The 25,480-nt window shown below is 36.7% G+C and carries 23 protein-coding genes; 17 read left to right on the top strand and 6 right to left on the bottom strand.

All coding sequences use genetic code 11. The annotated features are described in order from the left end of the window. Nucleotides 1–10: 10 nt before the first annotated feature. A complete protein-coding gene (locus tag Q1V95_RS13670) occupies nucleotides 11–406 on the top strand; it encodes a hypothetical protein (RefSeq protein ID WP_300675059.1) in 396 nt (131 codons plus the stop codon). A 2-nt stretch (nucleotides 407–408) separates the two neighbouring features. Here the strand turns inward: Q1V95_RS13670 and Q1V95_RS13665 are convergent, their stop codons facing one another. The 3 genes from Q1V95_RS13665 to Q1V95_RS13655 all read right to left on the bottom strand — a co-directional run bounded on the left by Q1V95_RS13665 (nucleotide 409) and on the right by Q1V95_RS13655 (nucleotide 3,730). Further along, nucleotides 409–1,941, bottom strand: a complete 1,533-nt coding sequence (locus Q1V95_RS13665; RefSeq protein ID WP_300675057.1) for a YifB family Mg chelatase-like AAA ATPase — start codon at nucleotides 1,939–1,941, stop codon at nucleotides 409–411. A gap of 106 nt (nucleotides 1,942–2,047) precedes the next feature. Further along, nucleotides 2,048–3,124, bottom strand: a complete 1,077-nt coding sequence (locus Q1V95_RS13660) for a mannose-1-phosphate guanylyltransferase (protein ID WP_300675056.1) — start codon at nucleotides 3,122–3,124, stop codon at nucleotides 2,048–2,050. A 3-nt stretch (nucleotides 3,125–3,127) separates the two neighbouring features. Then, the gene (locus Q1V95_RS13655; RefSeq protein WP_366143291.1) at nucleotides 3,128–3,730 is read right to left on the bottom strand and encodes a SprT-like domain-containing protein; all 603 of its coding nucleotides are present in this window, start codon (nucleotides 3,728–3,730) and stop codon (nucleotides 3,128–3,130) included. Nucleotides 3,731–3,837: 107 nt separating this feature from the next. Between Q1V95_RS13655 and Q1V95_RS13650 the strand changes: the two genes are divergently transcribed. Beyond that, the gene (locus Q1V95_RS13650) at nucleotides 3,838–5,484 is read left to right on the top strand and encodes a tetratricopeptide repeat protein (RefSeq protein WP_300675054.1); all 1,647 of its coding nucleotides are present in this window, start codon (nucleotides 3,838–3,840) and stop codon (nucleotides 5,482–5,484) included. A gap of 5 nt (nucleotides 5,485–5,489) precedes the next feature. Further along, nucleotides 5,490–6,158 (top strand): response regulator, encoded by a 669-nt coding sequence (locus Q1V95_RS13645; RefSeq protein ID WP_300675050.1) that lies wholly within the window; start codon nucleotides 5,490–5,492, stop codon nucleotides 6,156–6,158. Nucleotides 6,159–6,332: 174 nt separating this feature from the next. On the opposite strand, the gene Q1V95_RS13640 is transcribed toward Q1V95_RS13645, so the two are convergent. Genes Q1V95_RS13640 through Q1V95_RS13630 form a run of 3 tightly spaced genes read right to left on the bottom strand, consistent with a single transcriptional unit; the run spans nucleotide 6,333 to nucleotide 8,218 of the window. Then, a complete protein-coding gene (locus tag Q1V95_RS13640) occupies nucleotides 6,333–6,776 on the bottom strand; it encodes a GNAT family N-acetyltransferase (RefSeq protein ID WP_300675048.1) in 444 nt (147 codons plus the stop codon). Beyond that, on the bottom strand, nucleotides 6,776–7,396 hold the full coding sequence (gene yihA / locus Q1V95_RS13635; protein ID WP_300675046.1) for a ribosome biogenesis GTP-binding protein YihA/YsxC: 621 nt from the start codon (nucleotides 7,394–7,396) through the stop codon (nucleotides 6,776–6,778). The genes Q1V95_RS13640 and yihA overlap by 1 nt, the downstream gene beginning before the upstream one ends. Before the next feature lie 60 nt (nucleotides 7,397–7,456). After that, complete coding sequence (locus tag Q1V95_RS13630) at nucleotides 7,457–8,218, bottom strand: alpha/beta hydrolase (RefSeq protein ID WP_300675044.1); 762 nt, start codon at nucleotides 8,216–8,218, stop codon at nucleotides 7,457–7,459. Nucleotides 8,219–8,527: 309 nt separating this feature from the next. Between Q1V95_RS13630 and Q1V95_RS13625 the strand changes: the two genes are divergently transcribed. The 14 genes from Q1V95_RS13625 to ftsZ all read left to right on the top strand — a co-directional run bounded on the left by Q1V95_RS13625 (nucleotide 8,528) and on the right by ftsZ (nucleotide 25,422). Next, entirely contained in the window at nucleotides 8,528–8,995 is a 468-nt protein-coding gene (locus tag Q1V95_RS13625) for a division/cell wall cluster transcriptional repressor MraZ (protein WP_300675042.1), read from the top strand. Then, nucleotides 8,985–9,878 (top strand): 16S rRNA (cytosine(1402)-N(4))-methyltransferase RsmH, encoded by an 894-nt coding sequence (gene rsmH, locus Q1V95_RS13620; RefSeq protein WP_300675040.1) that lies wholly within the window; start codon nucleotides 8,985–8,987, stop codon nucleotides 9,876–9,878. The genes Q1V95_RS13625 and rsmH overlap by 11 nt, the downstream gene beginning before the upstream one ends. 19 nt (nucleotides 9,879–9,897) lie before the next feature. Continuing rightward, nucleotides 9,898–10,266: an FtsL-like putative cell division protein gene (locus tag Q1V95_RS13615; protein ID WP_300675038.1), complete on the top strand. Its 369-nt coding sequence runs from the start codon at nucleotides 9,898–9,900 to the stop codon at nucleotides 10,264–10,266. After that, nucleotides 10,247–12,241, top strand: coding sequence for a penicillin-binding transpeptidase domain-containing protein (locus Q1V95_RS13610; RefSeq protein ID WP_300675036.1), 1,995 nt, complete (start codon nucleotides 10,247–10,249; stop codon nucleotides 12,239–12,241). Before Q1V95_RS13615 ends, Q1V95_RS13610 begins: the two co-directional genes overlap by 20 nt. Before the next feature lie 10 nt (nucleotides 12,242–12,251). Then, nucleotides 12,252–13,712, top strand: a complete 1,461-nt coding sequence (locus tag Q1V95_RS13605; RefSeq protein WP_300675034.1) for a UDP-N-acetylmuramoyl-L-alanyl-D-glutamate--2,6-diaminopimelate ligase — start codon at nucleotides 12,252–12,254, stop codon at nucleotides 13,710–13,712. Between the two features lie 76 nt (nucleotides 13,713–13,788). Next, nucleotides 13,789–15,030 carry a phospho-N-acetylmuramoyl-pentapeptide-transferase gene (mraY, locus tag Q1V95_RS13600; protein WP_300675032.1) on the top strand — a complete coding sequence of 414 codons (1,242 nt, stop codon included), beginning with the start codon at nucleotides 13,789–13,791 and terminating at the stop codon, nucleotides 15,028–15,030. 12 nt (nucleotides 15,031–15,042) lie between these two features. Continuing rightward, nucleotides 15,043–16,383, top strand: a complete 1,341-nt coding sequence (gene murD, locus Q1V95_RS13595) for a UDP-N-acetylmuramoyl-L-alanine--D-glutamate ligase (RefSeq protein ID WP_300675030.1) — start codon at nucleotides 15,043–15,045, stop codon at nucleotides 16,381–16,383. Between the two features lie 13 nt (nucleotides 16,384–16,396). Beyond that, complete coding sequence (locus tag Q1V95_RS13590) at nucleotides 16,397–17,632, top strand: FtsW/RodA/SpoVE family cell cycle protein (RefSeq protein ID WP_300675028.1); 1,236 nt, start codon at nucleotides 16,397–16,399, stop codon at nucleotides 17,630–17,632. A 376-nt stretch (nucleotides 17,633–18,008) separates the two neighbouring features. Next, entirely contained in the window at nucleotides 18,009–19,127 is a 1,119-nt protein-coding gene (gene murG / locus Q1V95_RS13585; protein WP_300675026.1) for an undecaprenyldiphospho-muramoylpentapeptide beta-N-acetylglucosaminyltransferase, read from the top strand. After that, the gene (locus Q1V95_RS13580) at nucleotides 19,120–19,584 is read left to right on the top strand and encodes a hypothetical protein (RefSeq protein ID WP_300675024.1); all 465 of its coding nucleotides are present in this window, start codon (nucleotides 19,120–19,122) and stop codon (nucleotides 19,582–19,584) included. Before murG ends, Q1V95_RS13580 begins: the two co-directional genes overlap by 8 nt. After that, nucleotides 19,584–20,942, top strand: a complete 1,359-nt coding sequence (gene murC / locus Q1V95_RS13575; protein ID WP_300675023.1) for a UDP-N-acetylmuramate--L-alanine ligase — start codon at nucleotides 19,584–19,586, stop codon at nucleotides 20,940–20,942. Before Q1V95_RS13580 ends, murC begins: the two co-directional genes overlap by 1 nt. Nucleotides 20,943–20,997: 55 nt before the next feature. Next, nucleotides 20,998–22,008 (top strand): cell division protein FtsQ, encoded by a 1,011-nt coding sequence (locus Q1V95_RS13570; RefSeq protein ID WP_300675021.1) that lies wholly within the window; start codon nucleotides 20,998–21,000, stop codon nucleotides 22,006–22,008. Nucleotides 22,009–22,030: 22 nt separating this feature from the next. Then, nucleotides 22,031–23,398, top strand: coding sequence for a cell division protein FtsA (gene ftsA, locus Q1V95_RS13565; RefSeq protein WP_300675019.1), 1,368 nt, complete (start codon nucleotides 22,031–22,033; stop codon nucleotides 23,396–23,398). A 62-nt stretch (nucleotides 23,399–23,460) separates the two neighbouring features. Continuing rightward, entirely contained in the window at nucleotides 23,461–25,422 is a 1,962-nt protein-coding gene (ftsZ, locus tag Q1V95_RS13560; RefSeq protein WP_300675017.1) for a cell division protein FtsZ, read from the top strand. Nucleotides 25,423–25,480: the final 58 nt, after the last annotated feature.

The following is a 25,480-nucleotide window of genomic DNA, read 5'->3' as shown; positions in this document are numbered from 1 at the left end:
TTTTAATAAAATGATTCAAGATAAAGATTTTACCATTCGATTAATTCGACAACTGACACAAGCTTTAGAAAAGATTTTGTTGGGAAAACCTGACGAAAGTTTGATGCAAAAAGATTTGGATTTTGACTCGCTGATGAAGGATATTTTTAAATTTGATTTTAAAACCTTATCAGCAATGTCAACTTCCGAAATTATAGATTTGGTTAACGAACGTCAAGAGCGTGATCACGTGGATTACTATGAAATGTTGGGAAATGTTTTTCAGTTTCATTTTAACAAAACCGAAAACCTTGACTTTGCCGAAAAAGCAAAAACATTCTATGAACTTTATTTGCAGAAAAGCGGCATTTTCGCATTGCCAATCATCAATAGAATTTCTGTTTTAAAATCTAAACTAGAAAACTAAAGCTAAGCATTCCAAAATTCGCGGTCGAGACTTCTGTATTGGATGGCCTCAGAAATGTGATGGCTTTTAATGTTATCAGAGGCTTCAAGATCAGCAATCGTTCTCGAAACTTTTAAAATTCTATCAAAAGCTCTTGCTGAAAGGTTAAGTTTTGCCATCGCTAGTTTGATGAGGTTTTGTGAAGCCTCATCAAGTTGACAATGTTTTTCGATTAGTTTTGGAGGCATTTGAGCGTTGTAATTAATGCTTTCAGTTTCAAATCTTTTGGATTGAATTTCACGTGCTTGGATCACACGCTCACGGATGGTTTCACTAATTTCGCCTTTCCGTTTGTCTGATAGTTGCTCGAATTCAACTTTTGGAATTTCCACATGAATGTCGATTCTGTCCAACAAAGGTCCAGAAAGTTTGTTCATATAACGCTGCATCTCGGTGACTGATGAGGTATTGTTCGGATCATCTGGGAAATAACCAGAAGGACTTGGGTTCATACTAGCCACCAGCATAAAACTTGCAGGATAATTGACAGTAAATCGCGCTCTCGAAATCGTAACTTCTCGGTCTTCCAAAGGTTGGCGCATCACTTCGAGAACACTTCGTTTAAATTCTGGCATTTCGTCCAAAAATAAAACACCATTGTGTGCTAAAGATATCTCGCCAGGTTGTGGATTTGTGCCGCCGCCGACTAGGGCCACGTCGGAGATCGTGTGATGCGGCGACCGAAAAGGACGAATGGTCATTAGTGAGGTTTCTGCTCCCATCTTCCCTGCCACCGAATGGATTTTTGTGGTTTCCAAGGCTTCTCGCAAAGTTAAAGGCGGAAGAATACTTGGGACACGTTTTGCAAGCATCGTTTTGCCACTGCCAGGAGGACCAATTAGAATAATATTATGTCCGCCAGCGGCAGCAACTTCAATGGCGCGTTTTGCCATTTCTTGACCTTTAACTTCAGAAAAGTCAAAAGGAAAATTAGTGATTTTTTCATTAAACTGTTTTCGAGTATCAACAATTGTGGGTTCAATCGTTTTTTCTCCATTGAAAAAGTCGATGACATCTTTTATATTTTCGACACCAAGAACATCAAGATTATCAACAATGGCTGCTTCCTGTGTATTTTGAATTGGAAGAATCATCCCTTTGAAACCCTCTTCGCGTGCTTTGATGGCGATTGGTAGAACGCCGCGCAGAGCTTGCAATCCACCATCCAAAGATAACTCACCCATGATAATGTAGTTGCTGACATTTTCTCCATTTATCATTCCAGACGCAGCAAGAATACCAATCGCAATACTCAAATCGTAGGCAGAGCCTTCTTTTCGAAGATCCGCTGGTGCCATGTTGATGGTAATTTTCTTGCCAGGAAGTTTGTAGCCAACATTTTTTAAAGCTGCCGAAATTCGGTAACTACTTTCTTTAATAGCGTTGTCAGGAAGACCAACAAGATGATAGCCGACGCCTTGGTCGACATTAACTTCAATGGTAATTGTAATGGCAGAAACACCATGAATGGTGCTTCCATAGATTTTTGTCAGCATTGGTGTTTGTTTTTATTAAAGTTAGTAAATATTTAATCACAAACATCAATTCACAAAAAAATGCCTTAGAATTTCTAAAGCATTTTAATAATATTTTGAAAAAAGTTTACATGAAGCGTTCTCCTTTTTTTAGATTTTTAAGATCAAGCACATAATCTTTGATGAGTTGGTCATGATCGCGTGGACAAATTAACAATGCTTTGTCCGTATCGACAACAATATAGTTTTTGAGACCATCGATCACAACCGCTTTGTTTTGATTTTTAACACGGATAACATTACCTTTTGAGTTATAAGTCAATACATTTTTAGAATTAATTGCATTGTTTTCGTCATTCTTCTGAGCGTTGGTATAGACTGACGTCCAAGTTCCAAGGTCACTCCAGCCAAGGTTTGAGGGAATGACATAGACATTATTTGCCTTTTCCAAAATACCATTATCAATAGAGATTTTATTAATTTTTGGATAAATAAGAGCGATGCATTCTTTTTCATTTTTAGCATTGTAATCGCAGCTGTCAAAAAGATGATTCATCTCTGGCAAGAATTTTTCAAAAGAAGAAATAATACTTTTAGCTGACCAAATGAAAATCCCTGCATTCCAAAGGAAATCTCCAGATTCTAAAAAGGCTTTTGCAATTTCTAAACTTGGTTTTTCTGTAAAGGTTTTAACTTTTGAAATTTCTTCTTTATCATTTTTGATAAATTGAATATAACCATATCCGGTGTCAGGACGTGTCGGTGTAATACCAAGAGTCACCAAGTAATCCTTGCTTTCGATAACACTGAAAGCATATTCAACTTTTTTAAGGAAAGTCGTTTCGTTCAAGATTAAATGATCAGCAGGAAGGACAATCATTTTGGCTTTTGGATTAATGGCTTGTATTTTTTTAGCCATATAAATGTTGCAAGCAGCTGTGTTTTTCATTACAGGTTCGCCAACAATATTTTCTGCTGAGATTTGAGGAAGTTGTTGCTCCACAAGTTCGGTGTACTCAGCATTGGTAATGACAAATATATTTTCGTTTGGAATAATCTGGCTAATACGATCATAGGTTTGCTGAATCATTGTTCTGCCAACACCTAAGATATCTTGAAATTGCTTCGGAAATTTTTTTGTGCTCATTGGCCAAAAACGACTTCCGATGCCGCCTGCCATAATAACACAATAATGATTGTTCATATCCTAAAATTTTTGAACTCTTGCTAATGGTTTAAATAAATATTTTTTACCATTTTTGAAGTTGGTGCAAAGATATAGCTTTTTTCTTTTTTCTTCGATTTTGTAGGCTTCTTCTCGATATCTAAAAGTGTCTCCGACTTCTAAAGATTCTACAAAAGCTTCATGCTCTTCAAGTTTATCAAAGTTAAAATACCTAACCAAATCCGAACTTGACATAAAGTTGGCTTTCGGACTTTTTGAAAACTTTTTCAAAATAATTTGCAAATCAGCTGGATAGACTTCCAAACTTTCTAGAAGCATGTTGGCGAAAGTCGTTTTCCATTCGGTGCCATGTGCTGCAATTCGTCGTCCATATTTTTCAAAAGCGATAAGATGCGCCAGCTCATGCGTCAAAACGAAGAAAAAAAGATTCGGTTCTAGAGTCGAATTAATTGTAATCGTATGCGATTGGTCTGGCATTTTGCGATAATCACCAAGTTTGGAATTCCGGTTTTTGGTAATTTTTATGTGAATGTAGTGTTCTGCAAACCAGAGCTTAAGAAATCCTAAACTATTTTCGGGAAGATATCTTTGCAAAGTTTCAATCGCCATTTTTGCTACGTACATTTGTCGTTACAAAAATACATATTTATCCTAAAAAGAATTCGTATTTTTAACTGCTAAACAAAAGCCGATTGTATTCTAAAATTTTACTGCTTTTAAGTCTTTTTTTATTGCTGGCATGCAACCAATCTGCAAAGGATTCCGCTACAGATAAAAAAGATAATCCGTTTTACGATAAAGCGTGGACTTTCTTTGACAAAGGACAGAAAGATAGCACATTCTTCTACCTAAACGAAGCCAAGGATTTGTTTATAAAAAACAATGACAGTTTTGGTGCTGCCAAAAGTCTTGTCAATATGGCGATTATCCAAGAAGAGTCTAGTGACAACTTCGGAAGTATGGAGACGAGTCTTATGGCTTTAACTTTTTTAAAAGAAAAAGACACAGCACATTTTAGCTTTCTTGCTAGTAATTATAATAGTTTGGGTGTTGTTTCTAATGAGTTGAAAGACTATGATAATTCAATTCGTTTTTATGAAAAGGCACTTTCGTTTTCCAAAGATAAAGAAGAGCAACTTATGCTTCGTAGCAATCTTGCCAACACTTATTTTAATCAAAAAAAATACAAAGAATCGAATCTTATTTACGAAGAACTCTTACAAGGTATTTCCGATAAAGACGATACTTATCCCAGAGTTTTGATGAATTATGTACGCAGCAAATATCACTTGGATTCTACATTTAATCCTCGAAAATTATTTGATAATGGCATTAAAATTTGTGAAGATAGAAAAGATGATTGGGGCTTAGATGCTGGTTATTGTTATTTGTCCGATTATTATTTGGATAGAAACAAAGACTCAGCTTTTTATTTTGCAAATTTGATGTATGCGAAAGCTAAAATTCTAAAATCGCCACAAGACAAAGTCGATGCTTTGCAAAAAATGATTAGTGCGGGAAAGATTAAAGATTCTAAATTGTATTTTGACGAATTCCATCATATTGACGATAGCTTACATTTGTCAACAGCGGCGGCGCGCAATCAGTTTGCATTGATTCGATATGAGGGTGAAAAAAATAAAGTCGAAAATGAACAACTGAAAATTGAGAATCTCCGAAAAAAGTATCAGGTTCGTAAACAACAATATATCACTGGTGGTTTTGTTTTGTTTTCGGTTTTATTGTTAATTGGGTTTTGGCTGTTCTATAGAAGACGTCGACAAAAATTGGCTTTGGAAGCAGAAAATATAATTAAAACCAATCGCCTCGCTACTTCCAAAAAAGTGCACGATGTTGTTGCAAATGGATTATATCGCGTGATGTCCGAGATTGAAAATAGTGATACTTTGGACAAAAATAAACTGCTATACACCTTGGAAGAAATGTACGAGAAATCGAGAGATATTTCTTACGATGAGCAAGACCTTGTTAAAAAAGATTTTGCTGAGAAGCTGTCAGATATGATCCGGTCTTTCGGAAGTGAAAGCATTCAGTTTTTTATTGTTGGAAATTCCGATGAGGTTTGGCAAGGTTTTGACGAAAATGCGAGAGAGCAGCTTTTTTTGGTGATTCAGGAATTGTTGGTTAATATGCGAAAACACAGCGAAGCATCGCGTGTTATTCTGAAATTTAACAATGAAAATTCGAGTCTAAATATTAGCTATAAAGATAATGGCGTTGGTATGGATGGCAAAACTTCAGGAAATGGCATCAAGAATACGGTTAACCGTATTTATAATCTAAAAGGAAAAATTATTTTTGAAGCCTCAATCGAAGGCGGGCTTCAGGTTGATATCGATGTGCCACATCAATTGTAAATAAAATGATGTTAAAAAAAGTTTTAATCGCAGAAGATTTTGAATCTACTAATTTTTCCTTGCAGAAGCTCTTGGAGGAGTTTGGCGTTCCAGTCGTGGACTTCGTGTATTATTGCGATGATGCTTATTCTAAACTAAGGAATGCTATCGATGAAAATTCGCCTTATGACCTTTTGATAACGGATCTAAATTTTGAAGAAGACCATTATGTTCAGGATTTAAAAAGTGGTGAAGACCTCATTAAAGCTGCGAAAAAATTACAGTCGAATCTTAAGCTTTTGGTTTTTTCTGCCAATACTAAATCTGGGGTTGTCGATCGTTTGGCTAAAAATTATAATATTGATGCTTTTGTAAGGAAAGCAAGATCAGATTCCAAAAACTTAAAATATGCATTAGAAGCGATTCAAAATGGGGAACGCTTCTTTTCGGAAGATCTAAAAAACTCAGTACGAAAGCTGAATACTTTTGAGTTTAGCAATTACGATATTAGTTTAATTGATTTGCTAGCAAAAGGAATTATGGTCAAAGAAATGCCGAAAGTTCTGGAAGAAAAGCAGATTAAACCTTTCGGGTTAAGTAGCATCGAGAAAAGAATTAGTCTTTTAAAAGATTCTTTAAATCTTCCCAACAATGCGCAATTGGTTGCTTTTTGTAAAGATTTAGGAATTATCTAGAAATAATGTTCCATTTTACGGTTTCCCGTATTTTTTATTGATCAAAGGCTTGTAGATTTGTGCCAACAAAGAGATGAAAATTCAATTTGTACCAAAAACACATAAAAATACACACACACTTTACATTTTTTGCGAAGAGGCCTGTTTCGAAAGAATTAGACCTCTTTTTTTTTGTTAAATGCGGTACATTTCCGTGTGCGGAAGATTGTCTTCTAGATACTTGTTATCTGTCGCGATGAAGCCAAAATCTCCATAAAATTTAATCAAATAATCCTGAGCAGAAATTCTGATGCTCGAAGTTTTGTAACGTGTTTCGATGCAGGTAATAGCATAAGCAATCAGTGTGCGTCCCAATTTTAGTCCACGATATTCTGGATGCGTTAGCACACGACCAATACTGGTTTCATCATACTTTACACCTTTGTCAAAAACGCGACAATAAGCCACGACTTTTCCGTCCAGCTCAGCCCAAATGTGAAGCGCCTTTTGATCGGTGTCGTCGGTGTCTAGATAGTAAGTTTCTTGTTCTACAATAAAAACTTCTTGTCTAACTTTTAGGATTGCATAGAGCTCGTCTCTTGTGATCTCCTCAAAAGCTTTAATTTTCCAAAGTAGCATTAGTCGAATCGGATTTTATTTTTTTGTAAATATTGGTTGGTTTGTTGGATGTAGCTTAAGATTTCGTCGCCACCTTGTTTTTTTTCAGCAGAAGTGATATACATTTGCGGCGCTTCTTCCCAAGTCTTAAGAAGTTCGGTCTCGTAAGTGTCAACATTGCGTTGCGCTCCTCCTGGCTTTAGTTTGTCAGCTTTTGTAAAAACAATTGAAAACGGAATACCACTTTCGCCGCACCATTGCATAAATTCTAAATCGATTTTTTGAGGCGTATGGCGGACATCAACCAGTACAAAAAGATTAACCAAGTTCTTTCTGTTAAGTATGTAATTGGTAATTAATTTTTCAAAATCTTTTCTCGTGTTTTTCGAAACTCTTGCATAACCATAACCTGGTAAATCCGTCAAATACCATTCATCATTAATTAAAAAATGATTGATAAGCTGTGTTTTTCCTGGTGTTTGTGAAGTTTTAGCAAGATCCTTGTGGTTCATCATTGCATTGATAAGTGATGATTTTCCAACATTTGATCGTCCGATAAAAGCATATTCTGGCAAATTTGGATCTGGACAATCTTGCCACTTTCCACTGCTTTTTACAAATTCCGCTGTTTTGATTAGCATAATCTATTAATTAAAAACCATTAAGATATTGTGCTCTTAATGGTTTGTTATTTTTTGTTTTTACATTACTTTTTGTAACCAAGCGTAAAGAATTTCGTTGAATTCTTTTGGCTTTTCCATCATGGCTGCGTGTCCACATTCTTCAATCCAATGCAATTCTGAATTTGGAATAAACTTGTGCATGTCTTCCGCAACTTCTGGTGGTGTAACATTATCTTGTTTTCCCCAAATAAGGCAAGTTGGACAAGTGATTTTTGGAAGGTCATTCAACATATTGTGTTTGATGGCGCTTCTTGCCAGCATCACTGTTTTAATGCCTTTCATACGATCGTTAACAACGTCAAAGACTTCGTCAACCAGTTCGTCTGTTGCAATTTCGGGATTGTAGAATACTTCTTCAGTTTTCTTTCTGATGTAATCTTTATCACTTTTTCTAGGGAAACTGTCACCAAATGTCCTTTCGTACAAGCCAGAGCTTCCTGTAAGGACTAGATTTTTGACAAGATCAGGACGTGCCAATGTAAGGATAAGCCCTACATGGCCACCCATCGAGTTTCCAACGATCGTTACAGGTTCTGTAATCTCTTGATCTTCGATAAATTTAATAACAAATTTGGCGATTGTCGTAAGATTGGTATTAAGAACAGGTAAATCGTATATCGGTAATTCGGGTACAAAAACTTGATAGCCTTTTTCTGAGAAGAAGTTAATAGTATCTTCAAAGTTGCTCAAACCGCCCATTAATCCATGTAAAAGGATCATAGGATGTCCGCTACCAGCTTCGATGTAATTGAATTTTCTATTTTTCTTTTTGAATATCATAAAGGTGCTTCGCAAATAAGCATTGCAAAAATACAAATAAAAGACAAAATTTTGTTTTTATACGGTCTTATTTCAAAAATATTAAAAAAGTTTAACTAAAATTTTCTATAATCTCGATTTTTTGTCAAATCAGTAATGGATTTGCCGAAAAGCTTGGGTTTATCATAGTTTCATAACATCTTTTAAGATAAAGTGTTTAAAATCAAATCTTTAAATAGGTGCTTTTTTGTGTTAAAAGTTATAAACATTAAGTAAAATTGTGGGAGAAAGTGGGAGAAAGTGGAAAAAAATTATATAAATTTGTCCCAAATGAATCATTTCATCGGAACATACGAGTGTAAAATTGATGACAAAGGTCGCATCAAACTTCCTACTTCGCTGGCGAAGCAGTTGGAAGTCTTTGGTGATCAGACGGTTATTGTCAAGCGCTCTGTATTTAACGATTGTCTTGAAGTTTATCCTAAGAAAAACTGGGAGCCTGTCATGCAACAAGTGAATGGTCTCAACAGATTTGTGAAGAAAAATGTTGAGTTTATCAGAATTTTCACAGCAGGTGTTAAAGTTGTCGAACTTGACTCTAGCTCAAGATTGCAAATTTCTAAAGATCTTGCGGTTTACGCAAATCTTAGCAAAGATATTGTGATTGCGAGCGCTGGCGAATTGTTCGAGCTTTGGGATAAAGAAGCTTATGAAGCGATTATCAACGCTGGGACTGTAGATTTTGCAAGTCTGGCGGAAGAAGTAATGGGAAATAATAATAATGACGATGTATCATAATCCAGTTTTGTTAAAAGATAGTGTAGATGCTTTGGTGACTAATCCAGATGGTGTCTATGTGGATTGCACTTTTGGTGGCGGTGGGCATTCTCGTGAGATTTTGTCTAGGTTGTCTCCAGAAGGGCGTTTGTTTTCTTTTGATCAGGATACGGATGCTTTGAAGAATGCTTTGGATGATTCTCGTTTTACATTGATTAATCAGAATTTTAGATTCCTCGAAAATTCGATGTTAATGTATGGCGTTCCTCAAGTGGATGGAATTTTGGCAGACTTGGGCGTTTCTTCGCATCAGTTTGATGAAGCTGATCGTGGATTTTCAATTCGTAGCAATGCGCCTTTGGATATGCGAATGAATGTGATGCAAGGTCTTGACGCGAAGAAGGTTATTAACGAATATGAAGAAGAGCAGCTTGCGGACATCTTTTATTATTATGGTGAATTACGCGAAGCGAGAAAGTTAGCGCGCCAAATTGTCCACCATCGCAAAAATAAACTGATTGAAACAACGCAGGATCTGAAAGATATTTTCAGTTATATACCATCGCATAAGAGCAACAAATTTTTTGCGCAAGTCTTCCAAGCGGTAAGAATTGAAGTGAATCAGGAGTTGGATGTGTTGAAGGAAATGCTGCTTCAGTCTTATAAAATTTTAAAACCAGAAGGTCGTTTGGTAGTGATTTCTTACCATTCTTTAGAAGATCGTTTGGTGAAAAGATTTTTGAAAAACGGAATGTTCGAAGGTGAGCCAGAACGCGATATATATGGAAATTTTAAAAAGTCATTTGACTTGATAAAAACCAAAGCTATTATTCCTGATGATAAGGAGATTGAAGAAAATTCTCGTGCTAGAAGTGCGAAAATGAGAATAGGAAGTAAAGTTTAAATAAAATAGAAATTTAGAATTGGCTAAAAGAAACCTTAACCGACCAAAAAAGAAGTTAACCGTGATGGACATCATCAAGGGGAATTTTCTTAATCGTGATGAGGTTACAGTTCATTACAAATATTTTTTGATGGTCTTCGGATTGTTAATGGTGATGATCTACAGCAACCACTTGGTTGGTAAAAAAATCGAACGCGTTAACGAATTAAAAGAGGAAACAGAAGAATATAAATCACGAAATGCCTACGCGCAAAGTAGATTGATTAAGATAAAATTAGAATCAGAATTAGGGAAAGAAATGTTGAGCGACTCACTAATGACCTTAGAAAGTCACCCAATGAAACTCCTTATAAAACTAGATAGCACAGATGTCAAAAGAAAACAATGATTACGAAAAGAAGCGTTCCAAAGCGTTGAGATGGGGCTACCTTTTTGCATTGGTAGCTTTTGGTCTCTTTACGATATTTTTGATTCGTATTCTTATTTTGCAAAATACCAATGTTGAGGAGTTTCAGAATAACTATATCAACAAAAATTACCGCGAAGCAACGCTAAAAGCCGCTCGTGGAAATCTTTATGCTGCGGATGGTTCTATCTTGGCAACAACCGTGATGCGTTATGATATCTATTTGGATTTCAAAACGATGCGCGATACCATTTATCAAAATAACATTGGAGAATTAACAGATTCTTTGGCGGTAATGTTTGATAAGCCGAGAAGTTATTTCCGTGCAAAATTCGATGAGCAAAAGAAGAAGAAAAATCAATATTACGCTTTAGCGAAAGGACTTGACTTTGACGAGTACGACAGAATCCGAAACTTCCCAATTTTTAACAAAGGTAAAAATAGAGGAGGTTTTATCGTAGATAGAAACTTTAAAAGAGAGCTTGCAACAACACAAATTGGTGCTGGTACAATTGGAGCAGATAACGAAAATGGAAAGTCTGGACTAGAAGGTGCTTTTAGTAAATATTTGACAGGTACAGATGGCAAACGTCTGGAACAAAGAATTAATGCATCACAGTGGAAACCAATCGATTATTGGAAAGTTCAAGAACCTGTTGATGGTGAAGATGTGTACACGACTTTGGATTTGAGAATTCAGGATATTGCGCATACCGCTTTAGAAAATCAGTTGATTAATTTCGATGCAGACCATGGTTGTGTTGTCGTTATGGAAACCCAAACTGGGAAAGTTCGTGCGTTGGTTAATCTTCGCAGAACCGAACCTGGCGTTTATGTTGATGCGTACAATTACGCTGTTAAAGATGCGCAAGAACCAGGATCTATCATCAAAACGATGTCAATTTTGGCAGCGATGGATGACGGATTTGTGGACGAAAATACAAAGGTAAATATCGGAAATGGTAGCTGGACGTATGCGGGACAGTTAATTACAGATGGTCACGGTGGCGGAACTTATGATGTTAGTGATGTTTTAGCAAAGTCAAGTAATGTTGGTGCAGCTAAAATTATTACGTCACATTATGCTGACAAACCTGAAGTGTTTTTGGATCACTGGAGAAGATGGAAGATGTTTGACAAAATGGATATCGAACTTCCAGGAATCGCAAAACCATCTATCCAGACACCAAAAAGTAAGCGTTGGAACAAGGCGACTTTAGCATCTTTGGCGTATGGTTATTCGTCAAGTTTTAGCTTGTTGCAATTGACAACGTTTTATAATGGTGTTGCAAATCATGGTAAAATGGTGAAACCGCTTTTCATCGATAAAGTGATGAAAGACGGAAAAGTACTGTATGATGCTAAACCAGAAGTTTTGGTAAATAAAATGGCGTCAGACAAAGCGATAAAAATGATGACGGATGCGCTTACCAAAGCTGTAGAAAAAGGAACTGCGAAAAGTATCTATACCCCAAATCTTAAAATCGCTGGTAAAACAGGGACGGCAAGATTCGAATATTGGAAGCCAGGACCAAGAAAATACCAAGCCTCTTTTGCTGGTTTTTATCCATCCGACAACCCAAAATATACATGTATCGTCATGATTAACCAGCCAGATACATCAAAAGGATTTTATGGTGGTTCGGTTTCGGCGCCTGTTTTTAAAGAGATTGCTGGTAAAACATTTTTGAAAACACCACTTAATGTGGAAAAGGAAATGTTGGTGGAGCATCCAGTTAAGCTTGACAAGATGATTGAGCCAGACAGAAAAATTTTGGTGGAGAATAAGCAAATGCCAAACGTTGTTGGGATGATTGGTAAAAATGCAATTCCGCAATTGGAGAATTTGGGTTATCGTGTAGACTTCAAAGGTGTTGGAAAAATATTGGAACAATTCCCAACTGCAGGAGCAACAATTGGTAAAAATCAAAGAATATATCTGACTTTACAGAAATAACGAATTGAAAATGAATTTAGAAAAATTATTAGCAAACATCACGGTTTTAGAAACTAAAGGAACTTTGGACAAAGAGGTTTCTGTGTTGGTTTTTGACAGTAGAAAAGCTGTTGAAAATGCTTTGTATGTTGCTATTAAAGGTGTGGTTGCAGATGGACATTCATTTATTAATTCGGCGATTGAAAAAGGTGCAACGACTGTAGTTTGCGAAGTTTTGCCAGAAACGATTAACGAAGGTGTTACTTATATTTTAGTAAAAGATTCGTCGAAAGCTTTAGGGCATTTAGCTTCAAACTTCTACGACAATCCATCTAAAAAATTAAACTTAGTTGGTGTTACAGGAACTAACGGAAAGTCTTCTGTAACAACTTTGTTATTTGATATTTTTAAAAATTTGGGTTATCCATCAGCGCTTATTTCAACCGTGGAATATCGCATTGCTGATGAGGTTATCCCAAGTACACATACAACGCCAGATGTTATTCGCCTTAACGAAATGTTGGCGAAAGCAGTTGACAAAGGTTGCGAATATGCTTTTATGGAAGTAAGTTCTCATGGCATTGTGCAAGATCGTATCGAAGGTTTGCATTTTAAAATTGCAGGTTTCACGAATATCACGAGAGACCATTTGGACTATCACAAAACTTTCGAAAACTATATTCAAGCCAAGAAAAGATTTTTTGATGAGTTAGAAGTTGGTGCCATTGCGATTACCAATGCAGATGATAAAAACGGAAGTGTGATGTTGCAAAATACCAAAGCAACTAAAAAGTCTTTCGCGATGAAGACGATGGCAGATTTCCACGGAAAATTATTGGAAGTGGATTTCAATGGAATGTTGTTAAATTTTAATGGTAAAGAATTTTGGACAACTTTAACAGGGAAGTTCAATGTTTATAATCTACTGTTGGCGTTTGGTATTGCGACAGAATTGGGAATGGAAGAGGATGAAATTTTACAAGCGATTTCAAAACTTCAACGTGTTAATGGTCGTTTCGAAACGATGAAATCTGATAGCGGGATTTTCTTCGTTGTCGATTATGCGCACACGCCAGATGCTTTAGAAAATATTTTGGACAGCATTAACGAAATCCGCACCAAAAATGAAAGATTGATTTGTGTCTTTGGTTGCGGCGGCGACAGAGATCACGGCAAACGTCCACAGATGGGAAAAATTGCGTCGCAAAAAGCAACTTTGGCGATCATCACATCCGATAATCCAAGAACTGAAGATCCAACTGCGATTATCAAAGAAATTGAATCTGGTGTTGAGCCTCAAAATTTTAACAAATATATTTCGGTGCCCGATCGTAAAGAAGCCATTAAAATGGCTATCAAGTTTTCGGAACCAAAAGACATTATTTTGGTGGCTGGGAAAGGTCACGAGACTTATCAGGAAGTTAATGGTGTCAAACATCATTTTGATGACAAGGAAGTTATCACAGAGTTGTACAAATTAATGGGAAAATAAAATTGGAATAGGTTTTTAGCTAAGGAATCTTAGAAGTCCAAAAACTAAAAACCAAGAACCAAAAACTAAAAATATTATGTTATACTACCTAAACGAATATTTCATCAGTCATGGCATCCATATTCCGGGGATGAACTTGTTTCGATACATTTCGTTTCGAGCGGCAATGGCTGTATTATTTTCACTGATTATTGCTTTGGCGTATGGGAAGAAAATCATCAACTATTTGCGCAAAAAGCAAATGGGCGAATTGGTTAGAGATTTGGGTTTAGCAGGTCAAAAACAAAAAGAAGGAACACCAACAATGGGCGGAATTATTATTATTGTTGCGACCATTATTCCAGTGCTTTTGTTTACCAGGATTACAAATGTATACATTGTTTTGTTGATTGTTTCAGTCTTTTGGATGGGCGCAATTGGCTTCCTAGATGATTATTTAAAAAAGATTAAAAAAAATAAAGACGGATTAAAAGGGAAATTCAAGGTTATAGGACAAGTTGGTTTGGGGCTGATTGTCGGTATTACGATGTACTTTCATCCAGATGTTGAGGTTAAAAGAAAATATTCTGATGCTAAAGTTGTCAACCGTAACAATGTTGAAAAAAACTTTATGCCAGAGGAGAGAATTCCTGTTTCGACGGTACCTTTCACAAAGAATAACGAATTCGACTATTCGGGGATTTTGTTTTGGATGAGTCCAGAAGATGCTCACGAGTGGTCTTGGGTAGTTTTTATCCCAATTGTTATTTTCATTGTAACGGCCGTATCCAATGGTGCCAATATCACTGATGGAATCGATGGACTAGCCGCCGGAACCAGTACCGTCATATTGCTGACTTTGGCATTTTTGGCTTACCTGTCGGGTAATATTATTTTTGCCGATTATCTCAATATTATGTTCCTCCCAAATATGGGCGAAACCACAATTTTTGCGCTAGCCTTAGTTGGTGCAGTCATTGGATTTTTTTGGTACAATACCTATCCGGCACAGGTCTTCATGGGAGATACCGGAAGTTTGATGTTGGGTGGAGTAATCGCTGTTTTGGCAATTATTTTAAGAAAAGAATTATTAATCCCTGTGCTTTGCGGAATTTTCTTGGTAGAGAATCTTTCTGTCGTGCTGCAGGTGATTGTTTTTAAATATAGAAAAAGAAAATACGGTTTAGAATATGCTCAAAATAACCGTCTGTTTTTGATGTCGCCTTTGCACCATCATTATCAGAAGAAAGGTTACCACGAGAGCAAAATTGTAAACAGAGCAATTATTTTGGGAATGTTGTTAGCAATTATTTGTTTGATAACACTCAAAATCAGATAACACAACTTGAATATGAAAGTAGTTATTTTAGGCGGAGGCGAAAGTGGCGTTGGAGCTGCGTTTTTGGCGAAAAAGAAAGGTTTCGATGTATTCCTTTCCGACATGGGCGAGATTCGCGACAACTATAAGGACGAGTTAAGAGACTTAGGTGTTGACTTCGAAGAAGGTCAGCATACGGAAGAGCGCATTCTTTCGGCGGATTGGATTATCAAAAGTCCTGGAATCCCCAAAAAAGCGGACATCGTTCTTAAAATCAAAAACAAAGGCATTAGATTGTCTTCGGAGATAGAATTTGCGTCAGAATTTACGGATGCTAAAATTGTTGCGATTACAGGAAGTAATGGTAAAACAACAACAACGTCTTTAATTTATCACATTTTAAAAGAAGACGGCTTCAATGTTGGGCTTGGTGGTAACATCGGAAAAAGCTTTGCAAAACAAGTGGCGGAAGAAAGTTTCGATTATTATGTTTTGGAAGTTTCTAGTTTCCAATTAGATGATATCCAGACGTTTCGACCATACATTTCATTATTGTTGAATTTGTCAAAAGACCATCTGGATCAATACAATTACAATTACGAAGAATATGCTTTAGCGAAATTCAGAATTACCGAAAACCAAGATCAGCAAAACTTTTTCATCTATAATAAAGATGATGAAATGAGCCAAAAGATTTTGGAAAGGCTAGATCTTAAAGTTAATAAAGTGCCATTCTCAATGACCGAGAAATTGGAATATGGTGCTTATGCAACTGATTCTAATATTGTTGTGAATGTTGATGAGCATTTCGAAATGAAAATCGACGAGCTTTCATTGATGGGAAAACACAATGTTGCGAATAGTCTAGCGGCGAGTATTGCTGGTAAATTATTGAATATCAGTAATGAAAGTATTCGCAATTCGCTAATGACTTTCCAGGCGGTTGAACACAGATTAGAAAATGTTGCCGAGGTGCGTGGCGTTAGATACATCAACGATAGCAAGGCAACCAATGTTAATGCAACTTACTTCGCTTTAGAAAGTATGAAGCAGCCGACGATTTGGATTGTTGGTGGAAAAGATAAAGGCAACGACTACACCGAGATTGAAGAATTGGTGAAGAAAAAAGTGAAAGCTATTGTTTGTCTAGGTGTTGACAATCAAAAGATTATCGACTTTTTTAAAAATGATAAAGAGCAAATCTATGACACATCGAGTATGGAAGATGCTGTTAAAGTTTGTTCACAATTGGCAGAAGAAGGTGACACGGTATTGTTATCACCATGTTGTGCAAGTTTTGACTTGTTCAATGGATATGAAGACCGCGGCGACAAATTCAAAGCAGAAGTTTTGAAATTAATTAATCAAAAGTAGAAGATTACGGAAGATGGAAAACCAAGTGGCAGAAAGCAAATTCGAATTACTAAAGGGCGACAAAGTCCTTTGGATGGTTATCATTTTGATATCCTTTCTGTCGATATTTCCTGTTTATTCGGCAAGTTCCAACTTGGAGTATATCGCTAATAACGGTACAACAACTTCGCACATCCTAAAGCACATGGTTTTCCTTGTAATCGGTTTAGGCATTATGCGTGGTATTGGTGCTATCCGATACGAATATATTGGAAAGCTAAGTTCCATTTTGTTGACGATTACAGTAGGATTGTTGTTTGTTACGATGTTTACAGGACAGACCATTGATGGTGCGAGTGCATCGCGTTGGTTGAAGATTCCAGGAACACCAATTTCGTTTCAGCCATCATCTTTTGCTTATTTAATGTTAATCATTTATCTGTGTCGATATTTAACAAAGAAGATTGCAAGAGAGCGACTTCCCATTGAAAATGTCTTGTACATTTTTGGACCAATTTTATTGGTTTTTGCTTTGGTTGCTAAAGATAATGGTTCTACAGGATTAATGATTTTAATTGTGTCCATCGCTGTTTTGGTGTTTGGACAATTGCATTGGAAATACATTGCAGGTTTTATTTCGGTATCAGTAGTTGCTGTAATATTGTTTTTGTTGGTCGCGCTTAATACAAGCATCATTAACAACAACCGTGTGCATACTTGGATGAGCCGTGTAGAAACCTTTACCAGTGCTAAAAAAAATGCAGATGTCGAAGACGAATCTTTAAAGGCTAAAAACTACCAAGTAATGCAAGCAAAAGCAGCCATTGTACATGGTGGTTTTTATGGAATCGGCCCAGGAAAAAGTGCATTGAAGCAAACACTTCCACAATCGGTTTCCGATTTTATTTTCGCAATTATTGTGGAAGAATATGGTTGGCTTGGCGCCTTTGTGCTGATAAGTCTTTACATGATCATGATGATTAGGATTGTGATGATTGCTAGTAAGATGCCCGCTTTCTTTGGTTCCTTGTTGGTACTCGCCATTGGACTTATGATTTTCGTGCAATTGGGTGTTAATATCGCAGTTGCTGTTAATTTGATTCCTGTTACAGGACAGCCTTTACCGTTGATTAGTTATGGTGGTACATCGATGTTGGTAACCTACATTCAGTTGGGAATTATTTTAAGTATCAGCTCTCGAATCCAAGTTTATGACGAAGAAGGTTTGGGTAAAAAACAAACAATCGAAGAGATTAATGATATCGCATAAAGCGAAAAGAGTCCCGAAGGGACGATTTAACAGAGAATTGGACAAGGTACAATAAAAGAGAAAATAATTTTTAAAGCAATAAAGTCCCGAAGGGACGACTTAAGTAAGAATAGGATGAAGTCCTATTTTAAAAAGCATGATAAAGATTTAACAAAGAATAAAACGAAGTCCTGTAAAAGAGAAGATAATTTTTAAAGCAATAAAGTCCCAAAGGGACGACTTAAATAAAAATAGGACGAAGTACTATTGCATAAAAAGACGAAAGGATAAAGTCCTGAAAGGACGATTTAATAAAGAATAGGACAAAGTCCTATTAAAAAAAATAGGATAGAGGCTTAATAAAGAATAGGATGTAATCCTAATTAAATAAAAACAAATGAACAAATTAAAAGTTTTATTATCAGGTGGCGGAACAGGAGGACATATCTTCCCTGCAATCGCTATTGCTGATGAAATCAAAAGAAGATTTCCTGAAGCTGAGTTTTTGTTCATTGGTGCAAACGGCAAAATGGAAATGGAAAAAGTTCCAAATGCAGGTTACAAGATTGAAGGTGTTAACATTGCAGGAATTGACCGCGGAAATATTTTGTCCAATTTTAAATTACCATTCAAGCTTTTGTCAAGTTTATCAAAAGCAAAAAAAATAATAAAAGAATTTCGTCCAGATGTTGCGATTGGGACGGGAGGATTTGCAAGTGGACCAGCTTTGTGGGCAGCGTCAAGATTGGGCGTTCCGACTTTCATCCAGGAGCAAAATGCCTATCCAGGTGTTACCAATAAGTTGCTGAGCAAAAAAGCAAAAGCGGTTTTCACAGCTTATCCTAATATGCAAAAGGATTTTCCGAAGACGAAAGTTATATTCTCTGGAAATCCGATTAGACAGAGTATCGTCACGGATATGTTGGATTCCAAAATGGCTAAGGAGCAGCTTGGTTTGGATGCAGACAAGCTGTGCATTTTGTCTGTTGGAGGATCTTTAGGTTCTCGAACGCTTAACAATGGCTGGAAAGATAATCTGGTAGAATTCGGAAAAGAAAATATGCAACTTATCTGGCAAACGGGAAAGACAGATTACAAGAATATAGTTGAAGAATTGACCAACAACCAACAAACGATAACAACCAACCATATTCAAATTAAAGAATTTGTTTATGAAATGCCATTGGCATATTCTGCGGCGGATGTTATTGTGTCAAGAGCTGGTGCGATTGCAATTTCCGAATTGTCGGTTGCTGGCAAGCCGGTGTTATTGGTGCCTTTCCCTTTTGCAGCGGAAGATCATCAAACCAAAAACGCACTCAATTTGGTTGAGAAAAATGCCGCAAAAATGGTAAAAGATTCAGAGATGAAGGACTTGTTTTGGCCAACATTAATGAGTATTTGCAAGGATGAAAATCTAAGAGCAGAAATGTCCACAAACATCAAAACTTTTGCTAAGCCAAATGCAACAGTTGAGATTGTTGATGAAATTTTAAAAACGATAAAACATGTTTAAAAAGTTAGTTTACATATTGCCTCTTATTTTGCTAACAAGTTGCAGTTCGTGGGCTTATAAGCCTACACCCAAAGAGCATCTTAGCAAAGAAAGAATTGCCTTAGCAAAATCTTTTGCTCAAGAATTTATCCGCAAATGCGAAAATAAAGATTATACACCACTTGTTGGTTTTAATCTAGATTTTAATCTCAATGCTATTCTACAAAAAGAAGAAGAGTTTAAAAAACAATGTGAAAAACATGAAGCAAAATACGGAAAGGTTATAGTTGGAGATTACCATAGTGCTATTACACCAAATACACCGAGAGATTATTCTGATTTTATTGTTTTCAATATGACATCAGAGAAGAAAGATTCTCTTAAGTATATGGCAGTTATGGTGTATAGAGATAAAGATTATTTGGCAGGATTTACCTTAGTAAAAACCCCAGCTCCAAAATTTAAATTTAAATTTTAATGAACTATCTAAATACATTTAAGCATTTTTATTTCATCGGTATCGGCGGTATCGGGATGAGTGCTTTGGCGAGATATTTCCACGCATCAGGTCGCGAGGTTTTAGGTTATGATAAAACCAATACCAAGCTGACGACGCAACTAATGGAGGAAGGAATCAACATCACTTTTGAAGATAAAATTGATGACAAAGTAAAAGCTTTGTCGCCCAAAGATACGTTGGTGATTTATACACCAGCGATTAAGACTTTAGGTATTTTAGATTATTTTCAAGATGGCGGATTTACCATTCAGAAGCGTGCAAAAGTTTTAGGATTGGTAACCGAAGATACGCAGTGTATTGCGGTTGCAGGTACACACGGGAAGACGACAACTTCGACACTTATTTCACATTTGTGCAAAGAAGCCAATTTGCCGTTTTCTGCTTTTTTAGGCGGAATTTCGGAAAATTTTAAATCAAATTTTCTTTACAACGGTAACGAACTTTCTGTAGTTGAAGCCGACGAATATGACAGAAGCTTCCTAAATCTTTCACCAGATTGGGCAGTTGTAACTTCGATGGATGCTGACCATTTGGATATCTATGGCGACAGAAACCACATCGAAGAAGGTTTCCGTGCATTTGCAGCTTTGGTACCAGAGGACAAGCAACTTTTTGTGAGAAAAGGCTTGGACATTGGTCGTCCGCACGAGACTTATGCGGTTAATGAAAAAGCCGATTATTATTCGGATAATTTGAGAATGGATCATGACAAAATTTATTTTGACTTCCATACGCCGACAGAGACGATCAAAGATTTCGTTTGGGAAATTCCTGGTATTCACAATGTTGAAAATGCTACGGTTTCTTTAGCGATTTTAAATAAAATGGGTGTTGATTTTGAAACGCTCAAAAAAGCGATTGCAAATTTTAAAGGTATTAAAAGACGTTACACAAAACATATTTTTGATAACGGAAAAATATACATCGACGATTATGCGCACCACCCAACGGAGCTGAATGCCGTGATTGGTTCGATCAAAACTTTCTATCCAAATAAGAAATTGTTGATTGCTTTCCAGCCGCATTTATTTAGTAGAACGCGCGATTTTGCGGACGATTTTGCGAAAAGTATTGCAAAAGGAGATGATTTGCTTTTGTTAGACATCTATCCTGCACGCGAACTTCAGGAGAATTTCCAAGGCGTGACATCTGCTTGGTTATTGGACAAAGTGGAAGCCGAAAACAAAGAAGTCGTGACTTTAGACGAGAGTTTAGAAAAGATTAAATCTAAAGATTTCGACATTTTGTTGACTGTTGGTGCAGGAAATATTGATACGCTTTATGATCCAATTATGGAATGGTTGCCAACAATATAGTTGATAAGATTTAAGACAAAAAAAGAAAAGTACAGTTAGAATTGTACAATAAAGAATGAAGAATAAATACAGAATATTAAAAATTTTAGTAACCGTAGGATTATTGGTTTTCTTGCTGAGTTTCTCTTTGAAGCGCTTCAGCGAAAAGCCAGTTTCTGAACCTAAAGTTAAGCTAAATGAAACAGCGCCTTCTGTATATTTTATTTCAGAAAAAGAAGTATCGGAATTGATAAAGAAAAACAATCCCGAAAACAAAATTGGGACTTTGGACATTCCAAAGTTAGAGAAGTCGCTCAATGATAATAGTTATGTGGACAGCGCCAATGTTTATTTGGACCTTAATGGTACCTTACATATCGATGTTAAACAAAGGGTTCCTGTTTTTAGACTTCAAAAAGGAGGTAAGGATTTTTATGTAGATGCTAATGGCTCCGAATTTCCGATTTCTAAAAACTACTCGTTTCCGTGCCTTTTGGTTTCTGGCGATGTTAAAAAAGACGAATACAAAGCTTTAGGAAATCTGGTTGAGAAGATTGACAAAGACGATTTTAGTAAAAAATACTTTATTGGTATTTCAAAATACAAAGATGATTATAGTTTGCTGACGAGCGAAGGTAATTACAAAGTAGAAATTGGAGATCTTGACAATATTGATTTCAAGGTTAAAGGTTTTAAAACTTTTGTTGAAAAATATCTTATTTACCAAAATCCAGATAAGTACAAAAGGATTTCGGTTAAATATGAAAACCAAATTGTAACAACGCTTAATCCTTATTTTAAGGAGAATGATAGTCTTCTGCGTGCGCAACAAAAAGCTTTGGAAAAACCTTTAGCGAAAGTTGAGAAGAAAGCAGAAACAGCAAAAGTGGACAAAAAGGAAAATAAGCCTGCTGCTTCTAAACCAAAATCGGAAGCCAAGCCGAAATCTGAAGCGAAACCAAAGGCTGAACCAAAAAAACAAGAAAAACCAAAAACTGCGCCTAAGCAGGATAAACCAAAAACACAACAAAAAACTTCTCCTAAAAAAGAAGCCACGAAGAAAAAAACAAAAGTAGTAGTAGAATAAAAAAATCAAATCGAGCATAAAAATGGAAAATCACGAGTATTCAGTAGGTCTAGACATTGGGACAACAAAGATTGTTGCCATTGTTGGTAGACGCAACGATCGAGGAAAGATCGAGATCCTCGGCGTAGGAAAAGCAAAAAGTCTCGGCGTACACAAAGGGATTGTTAACAATATTGCGCAGACGATTAGCTCAATCAAAGCGGCAGTAGAACAGGCAGAAGCTAGCGCTGGTGTTTCAATTCGTAAAGTGACGGTTGGGATTGCGGGCAAGCATATCCGCTCTTTGCAACATTCGGATTATATCATGAGAGAACATCCGGACAAGTACATCACAGAAGACGACATCGAAGCCCTTAAAGATCAGGTTAAGAAGTTGGTGATGCTTCCTGGTGAAGAAATTATCCATGTTCTTCCACAGGATTACAAAGTAGATTCTGAAGGCGAAATCCAAGAGCCAATTGGTATGCATGGTAAGCGTCTAGAAGCTAACTTCCATGTTGTTGTAGGACAAATGGGATCTATTCGTAACATCGTAAGATGTATCCGCGAAGCAGGTCTGGATATGGAAGCTTTGACGCTAGAACCTTTGGCATCGTCAGAATCTGTTTTAACAAAAGAAGAAAAAGAAGCTGGTGTTGCGATTGTTGACATTGGCGGCGGTACAACAGATATCGCTATCTTCAAAGATAATATCATCCGTCATACTTGTGTTATTCCTTACGGTGGTGGGATTATCACAGATGACATCAAAGAAGGATGTTCTATTATCGAAAAACATGCAGAAAAGCTGAAAGTTAATTTTGGTTCTGCAGTTCCAGATTTAGAAAAAGACAGCACCTTTGTAACCATTCCTGGTTTGCATGGTCGTCCAGATAAAGAAATTTCGCTAAAGATGTTGGCGCAGATTATTAGTGCCCGTATCGAAGAGGTTTTAGAAATGGTAAATACCGAACTAAAAGCTTACGGCGCATTCGAGCAAAAGAAAAAATTAATTGCTGGTATTGTTTTGACAGGTGGTGGATCTAACCTAAAACACCTAAGACAGTTGGCAAACTACATTACAGGATTCGACAGCAGAATTGGTTTCTCTAACGAGTATGTTAGCAATGACAAAAACCAACAACTGAAAGGTCCAGAGTATGCAACATCTATCGGATTATTGATGGAGAGTCTTAAGATTCGTGACAAAAAAGAAACCATCAACGAACCAGAAAAAGTTGAAGAAGTTGTAGAAAAGAAAGTTGAGCCAGAAGTAATCAACTCAACAGAACCAGAAGAAACTAAACTTGTACAAGAAGTGATCAAAGACCATAAGCAAAAAGGTGGTCGATTGACATTCGGGCAATCAATTTTAGAAAAAGTTAAAAAATTCTTTGAAGAAGTAGAATAAAATTAGAAGCTAAAAAGCTATTTTTAAATAGTAAAAGCGGAACATAGCATAATATAACAACAATGGAAAATACAAATAGCAATCAAGGATTTTCATTTGACCTACCAAAAGGCAACTCTGCGATCATCAAAGTTATTGGTGTTGGTGGCGGTGGAAACAATGCACTTAAGCACATGTACGAAAAAGGAATCTACGGTGTAGATTTCGTGATTTGCAATACAGACGCTCAAACTTTAGATAATAACCCTGTCGCTAACAAAGTTCAGTTAGGCATTACAATGACCGAAGGTCTTGGCGCTGGTGCTGATCCTGAAGTTGGCGAAAAAGCAGCTATCGAAAGTATCGACGAGATCAAAGCCGCAATGGGACAAAATACCAAAATGGTTTTCATCACAGCAGGTATGGGCGGTGGTACTGGTACAGGTGCTGCGCCAGTTATCGCGAAAGTGGCTAAAGAGATGGGCATTTTAACTGTGGGTATTGTAACAGTACCTTTCAGTTTCGAAGGCAAAAGACGTCTTGACCAAGCAGAATTAGGTTTGGATAAATTGAGAAATAACGTTGACTCACTTATCGTTATTAACAATGATAAATTAAGACAACAATTCGGAAACTTAGGATTCAAATCTGGATTCTCAAAAGCCGATGAAGTGTTGACAAATGCTGCGAAAGGTATGGCAGAAGTTATTACAGGTTACTTCGATGTTAACATTGACTTCCGTGATGCCAAATCTGTACTTCAGAATTCTGGTACAGCGCTAATGTCAACTGGTACTGCACAAGGCGAAAACAAAGCGGAAGAAGCTGTTAAAAAAGCTTTGGACTCTCCGTTATTGAACGATAACAAAATTACTGGTGCGAAAAATGTTTTACTTCTTATCCGTTCTGGTAACGAGGAAGCAACAATGGACGAAATCGGTATCATCAACGACTATATCCAAAGAGAAGCTGGTAACACAGCAGATATTATTTTCGGGGTTGGTTCGGATGAAGAATTAGGTGATGCAATCAGCGTATTGGTTATCGCTACAGGATTCTCAAAAGATGATGTTAGACAAACTAACGCTAAAGAGCCAATTGAAAAAATTAATCTTTTTGGCGACAGAGATCCAAATATGCCAAGACGCACAGATTCTCCTTTCAAGACAAGAGCTGAAAGAGATGCAGAACATGGTTTCGACAACGGAGGCAAAAATGTTTTCCGTCTAGAAGATGACGAGGATTTTTCAACTCCCAATTTTCCAACTAATAATTTCGCGGGGGCTGCTGTAGAAGAAGTTCCGCAAGAAGTTAAGTTTTTCGAAAAAGAAGAATCCGAAAGCTTCAACCAAAATTGGGAGCAAGACGAAGCACCTCAAGAATTCAACCTTTTTAATTATGATGAAGAGGAAGAATATAGTCAAAATGAAGACTTAGAAGCGCAAGCTTTTACTTTTGAGGTGGAAAACAAAGTTACGCCGCAACAAAGTATCCAAATCACCGACGAGGAAAAACCTGTTGAAATTAACTTTGTAATCAACGAGCCTATCAAAGAAGAAGCTTTGTTTGTACACAAGGAAGAAGAAGTTGAGGCAAAGATTAATCGTGTAGAGGAAGACGTTGAAGAAGATTTTAACCCAGTTTTCGAAAGAGAAATTAAGGAAGAAATCCAAGTTCCAAAACCTGATATGCTTTACAATCGTCCTGCGGTTAACGAGCCAAAACCAATCGAAAAGCCAGTTGAAAAAACTTTTGAAAAGCCAGTTGTAGAAGAAGCAATTGACGAGTCGGAGTTTACTTTTATCAACAAGTCGCCAGAGTCTAACAAGATTCAGGAAAGAAGAAACAAGCTAAAAGAGTTTAACTCACGTTATCAAAAATTCGATCACGTCGAAGAGTTTGAAAACATTCCAGCATTCAAAAGAAAAAATATTGAATTAGACGGCGCTAATGCTTCTGATCAAAATATCAATAACTTCTTGAGTGACCACAACGGAAGAGTACAACTTCGCGAGAACAAGTTCTTGAACAAAGACGTAGACTAATGCAAATGGCTGCTTGCTTATCGCCTTTGTTAGGCTAAAAGTTAACTGCCAATTGCTA

Origin of the sequence: Soonwooa sp., from assembly GCF_030151385.1 — a bacterium.
Taxonomy (GTDB): Bacteria; Bacteroidota; Bacteroidia; order Flavobacteriales; family Weeksellaceae; genus Soonwooa.
This window is presented reverse-complemented; position numbering and strand designations above follow the sequence as displayed.

Excerpts from the sequence above, each read along its gene's own strand:
- Q1V95_RS13670 (WP_300675059.1), top strand. The coding sequence starts at position 11 with ATGATTCAAGATAAAGATTTTACCATTCGATTAATTCGACAACTGACA.
- Q1V95_RS13665 (WP_300675057.1), bottom strand. The coding sequence starts at position 1,941 with ATGCTGACAAAAATCTATGGAAGCACCATTCATGGTGTTTCTGCCATT.
- Q1V95_RS13660 (WP_300675056.1), bottom strand. The coding sequence starts at position 3,124 with ATGAACAATCATTATTGTGTTATTATGGCAGGCGGCATCGGAAGTCGT.
- Q1V95_RS13655 (WP_366143291.1), bottom strand. The coding sequence starts at position 3,730 with ATGTACGTAGCAAAAATGGCGATTGAAACTTTGCAAAGATATCTTCCC.
- Q1V95_RS13645 (WP_300675050.1), top strand. The coding sequence starts at position 5,490 with ATGATGTTAAAAAAAGTTTTAATCGCAGAAGATTTTGAATCTACTAAT.
- Q1V95_RS13640 (WP_300675048.1), bottom strand. The coding sequence starts at position 6,776 with ATGCTACTTTGGAAAATTAAAGCTTTTGAGGAGATCACAAGAGACGAG.
- yihA (WP_300675046.1), bottom strand. The coding sequence starts at position 7,396 with ATGCTAATCAAAACAGCGGAATTTGTAAAAAGCAGTGGAAAGTGGCAA.
- Q1V95_RS13630 (WP_300675044.1), bottom strand. The coding sequence starts at position 8,218 with ATGATATTCAAAAAGAAAAATAGAAAATTCAATTACATCGAAGCTGGT.
- Q1V95_RS13625 (WP_300675042.1), top strand. The coding sequence starts at position 8,528 with ATGAATCATTTCATCGGAACATACGAGTGTAAAATTGATGACAAAGGT.
- rsmH (WP_300675040.1), top strand. The coding sequence starts at position 8,985 with ATGTATCATAATCCAGTTTTGTTAAAAGATAGTGTAGATGCTTTGGTG.
- Q1V95_RS13610 (WP_300675036.1), top strand. The coding sequence starts at position 10,247 with ATGTCAAAAGAAAACAATGATTACGAAAAGAAGCGTTCCAAAGCGTTG.
- Q1V95_RS13605 (WP_300675034.1), top strand. The coding sequence starts at position 12,252 with ATGAATTTAGAAAAATTATTAGCAAACATCACGGTTTTAGAAACTAAA.
- mraY (WP_300675032.1), top strand. The coding sequence starts at position 13,789 with ATGTTATACTACCTAAACGAATATTTCATCAGTCATGGCATCCATATT.
- murD (WP_300675030.1), top strand. The coding sequence starts at position 15,043 with ATGAAAGTAGTTATTTTAGGCGGAGGCGAAAGTGGCGTTGGAGCTGCG.
- Q1V95_RS13590 (WP_300675028.1), top strand. The coding sequence starts at position 16,397 with ATGGAAAACCAAGTGGCAGAAAGCAAATTCGAATTACTAAAGGGCGAC.
- murG (WP_300675026.1), top strand. The coding sequence starts at position 18,009 with ATGAACAAATTAAAAGTTTTATTATCAGGTGGCGGAACAGGAGGACAT.
- Q1V95_RS13580 (WP_300675024.1), top strand. The coding sequence starts at position 19,120 with ATGTTTAAAAAGTTAGTTTACATATTGCCTCTTATTTTGCTAACAAGT.
- murC (WP_300675023.1), top strand. The coding sequence starts at position 19,584 with ATGAACTATCTAAATACATTTAAGCATTTTTATTTCATCGGTATCGGC.
- Q1V95_RS13570 (WP_300675021.1), top strand. The coding sequence starts at position 20,998 with ATGAAGAATAAATACAGAATATTAAAAATTTTAGTAACCGTAGGATTA.
- ftsA (WP_300675019.1), top strand. The coding sequence starts at position 22,031 with ATGGAAAATCACGAGTATTCAGTAGGTCTAGACATTGGGACAACAAAG.
- ftsZ (WP_300675017.1), top strand. The coding sequence starts at position 23,461 with ATGGAAAATACAAATAGCAATCAAGGATTTTCATTTGACCTACCAAAA.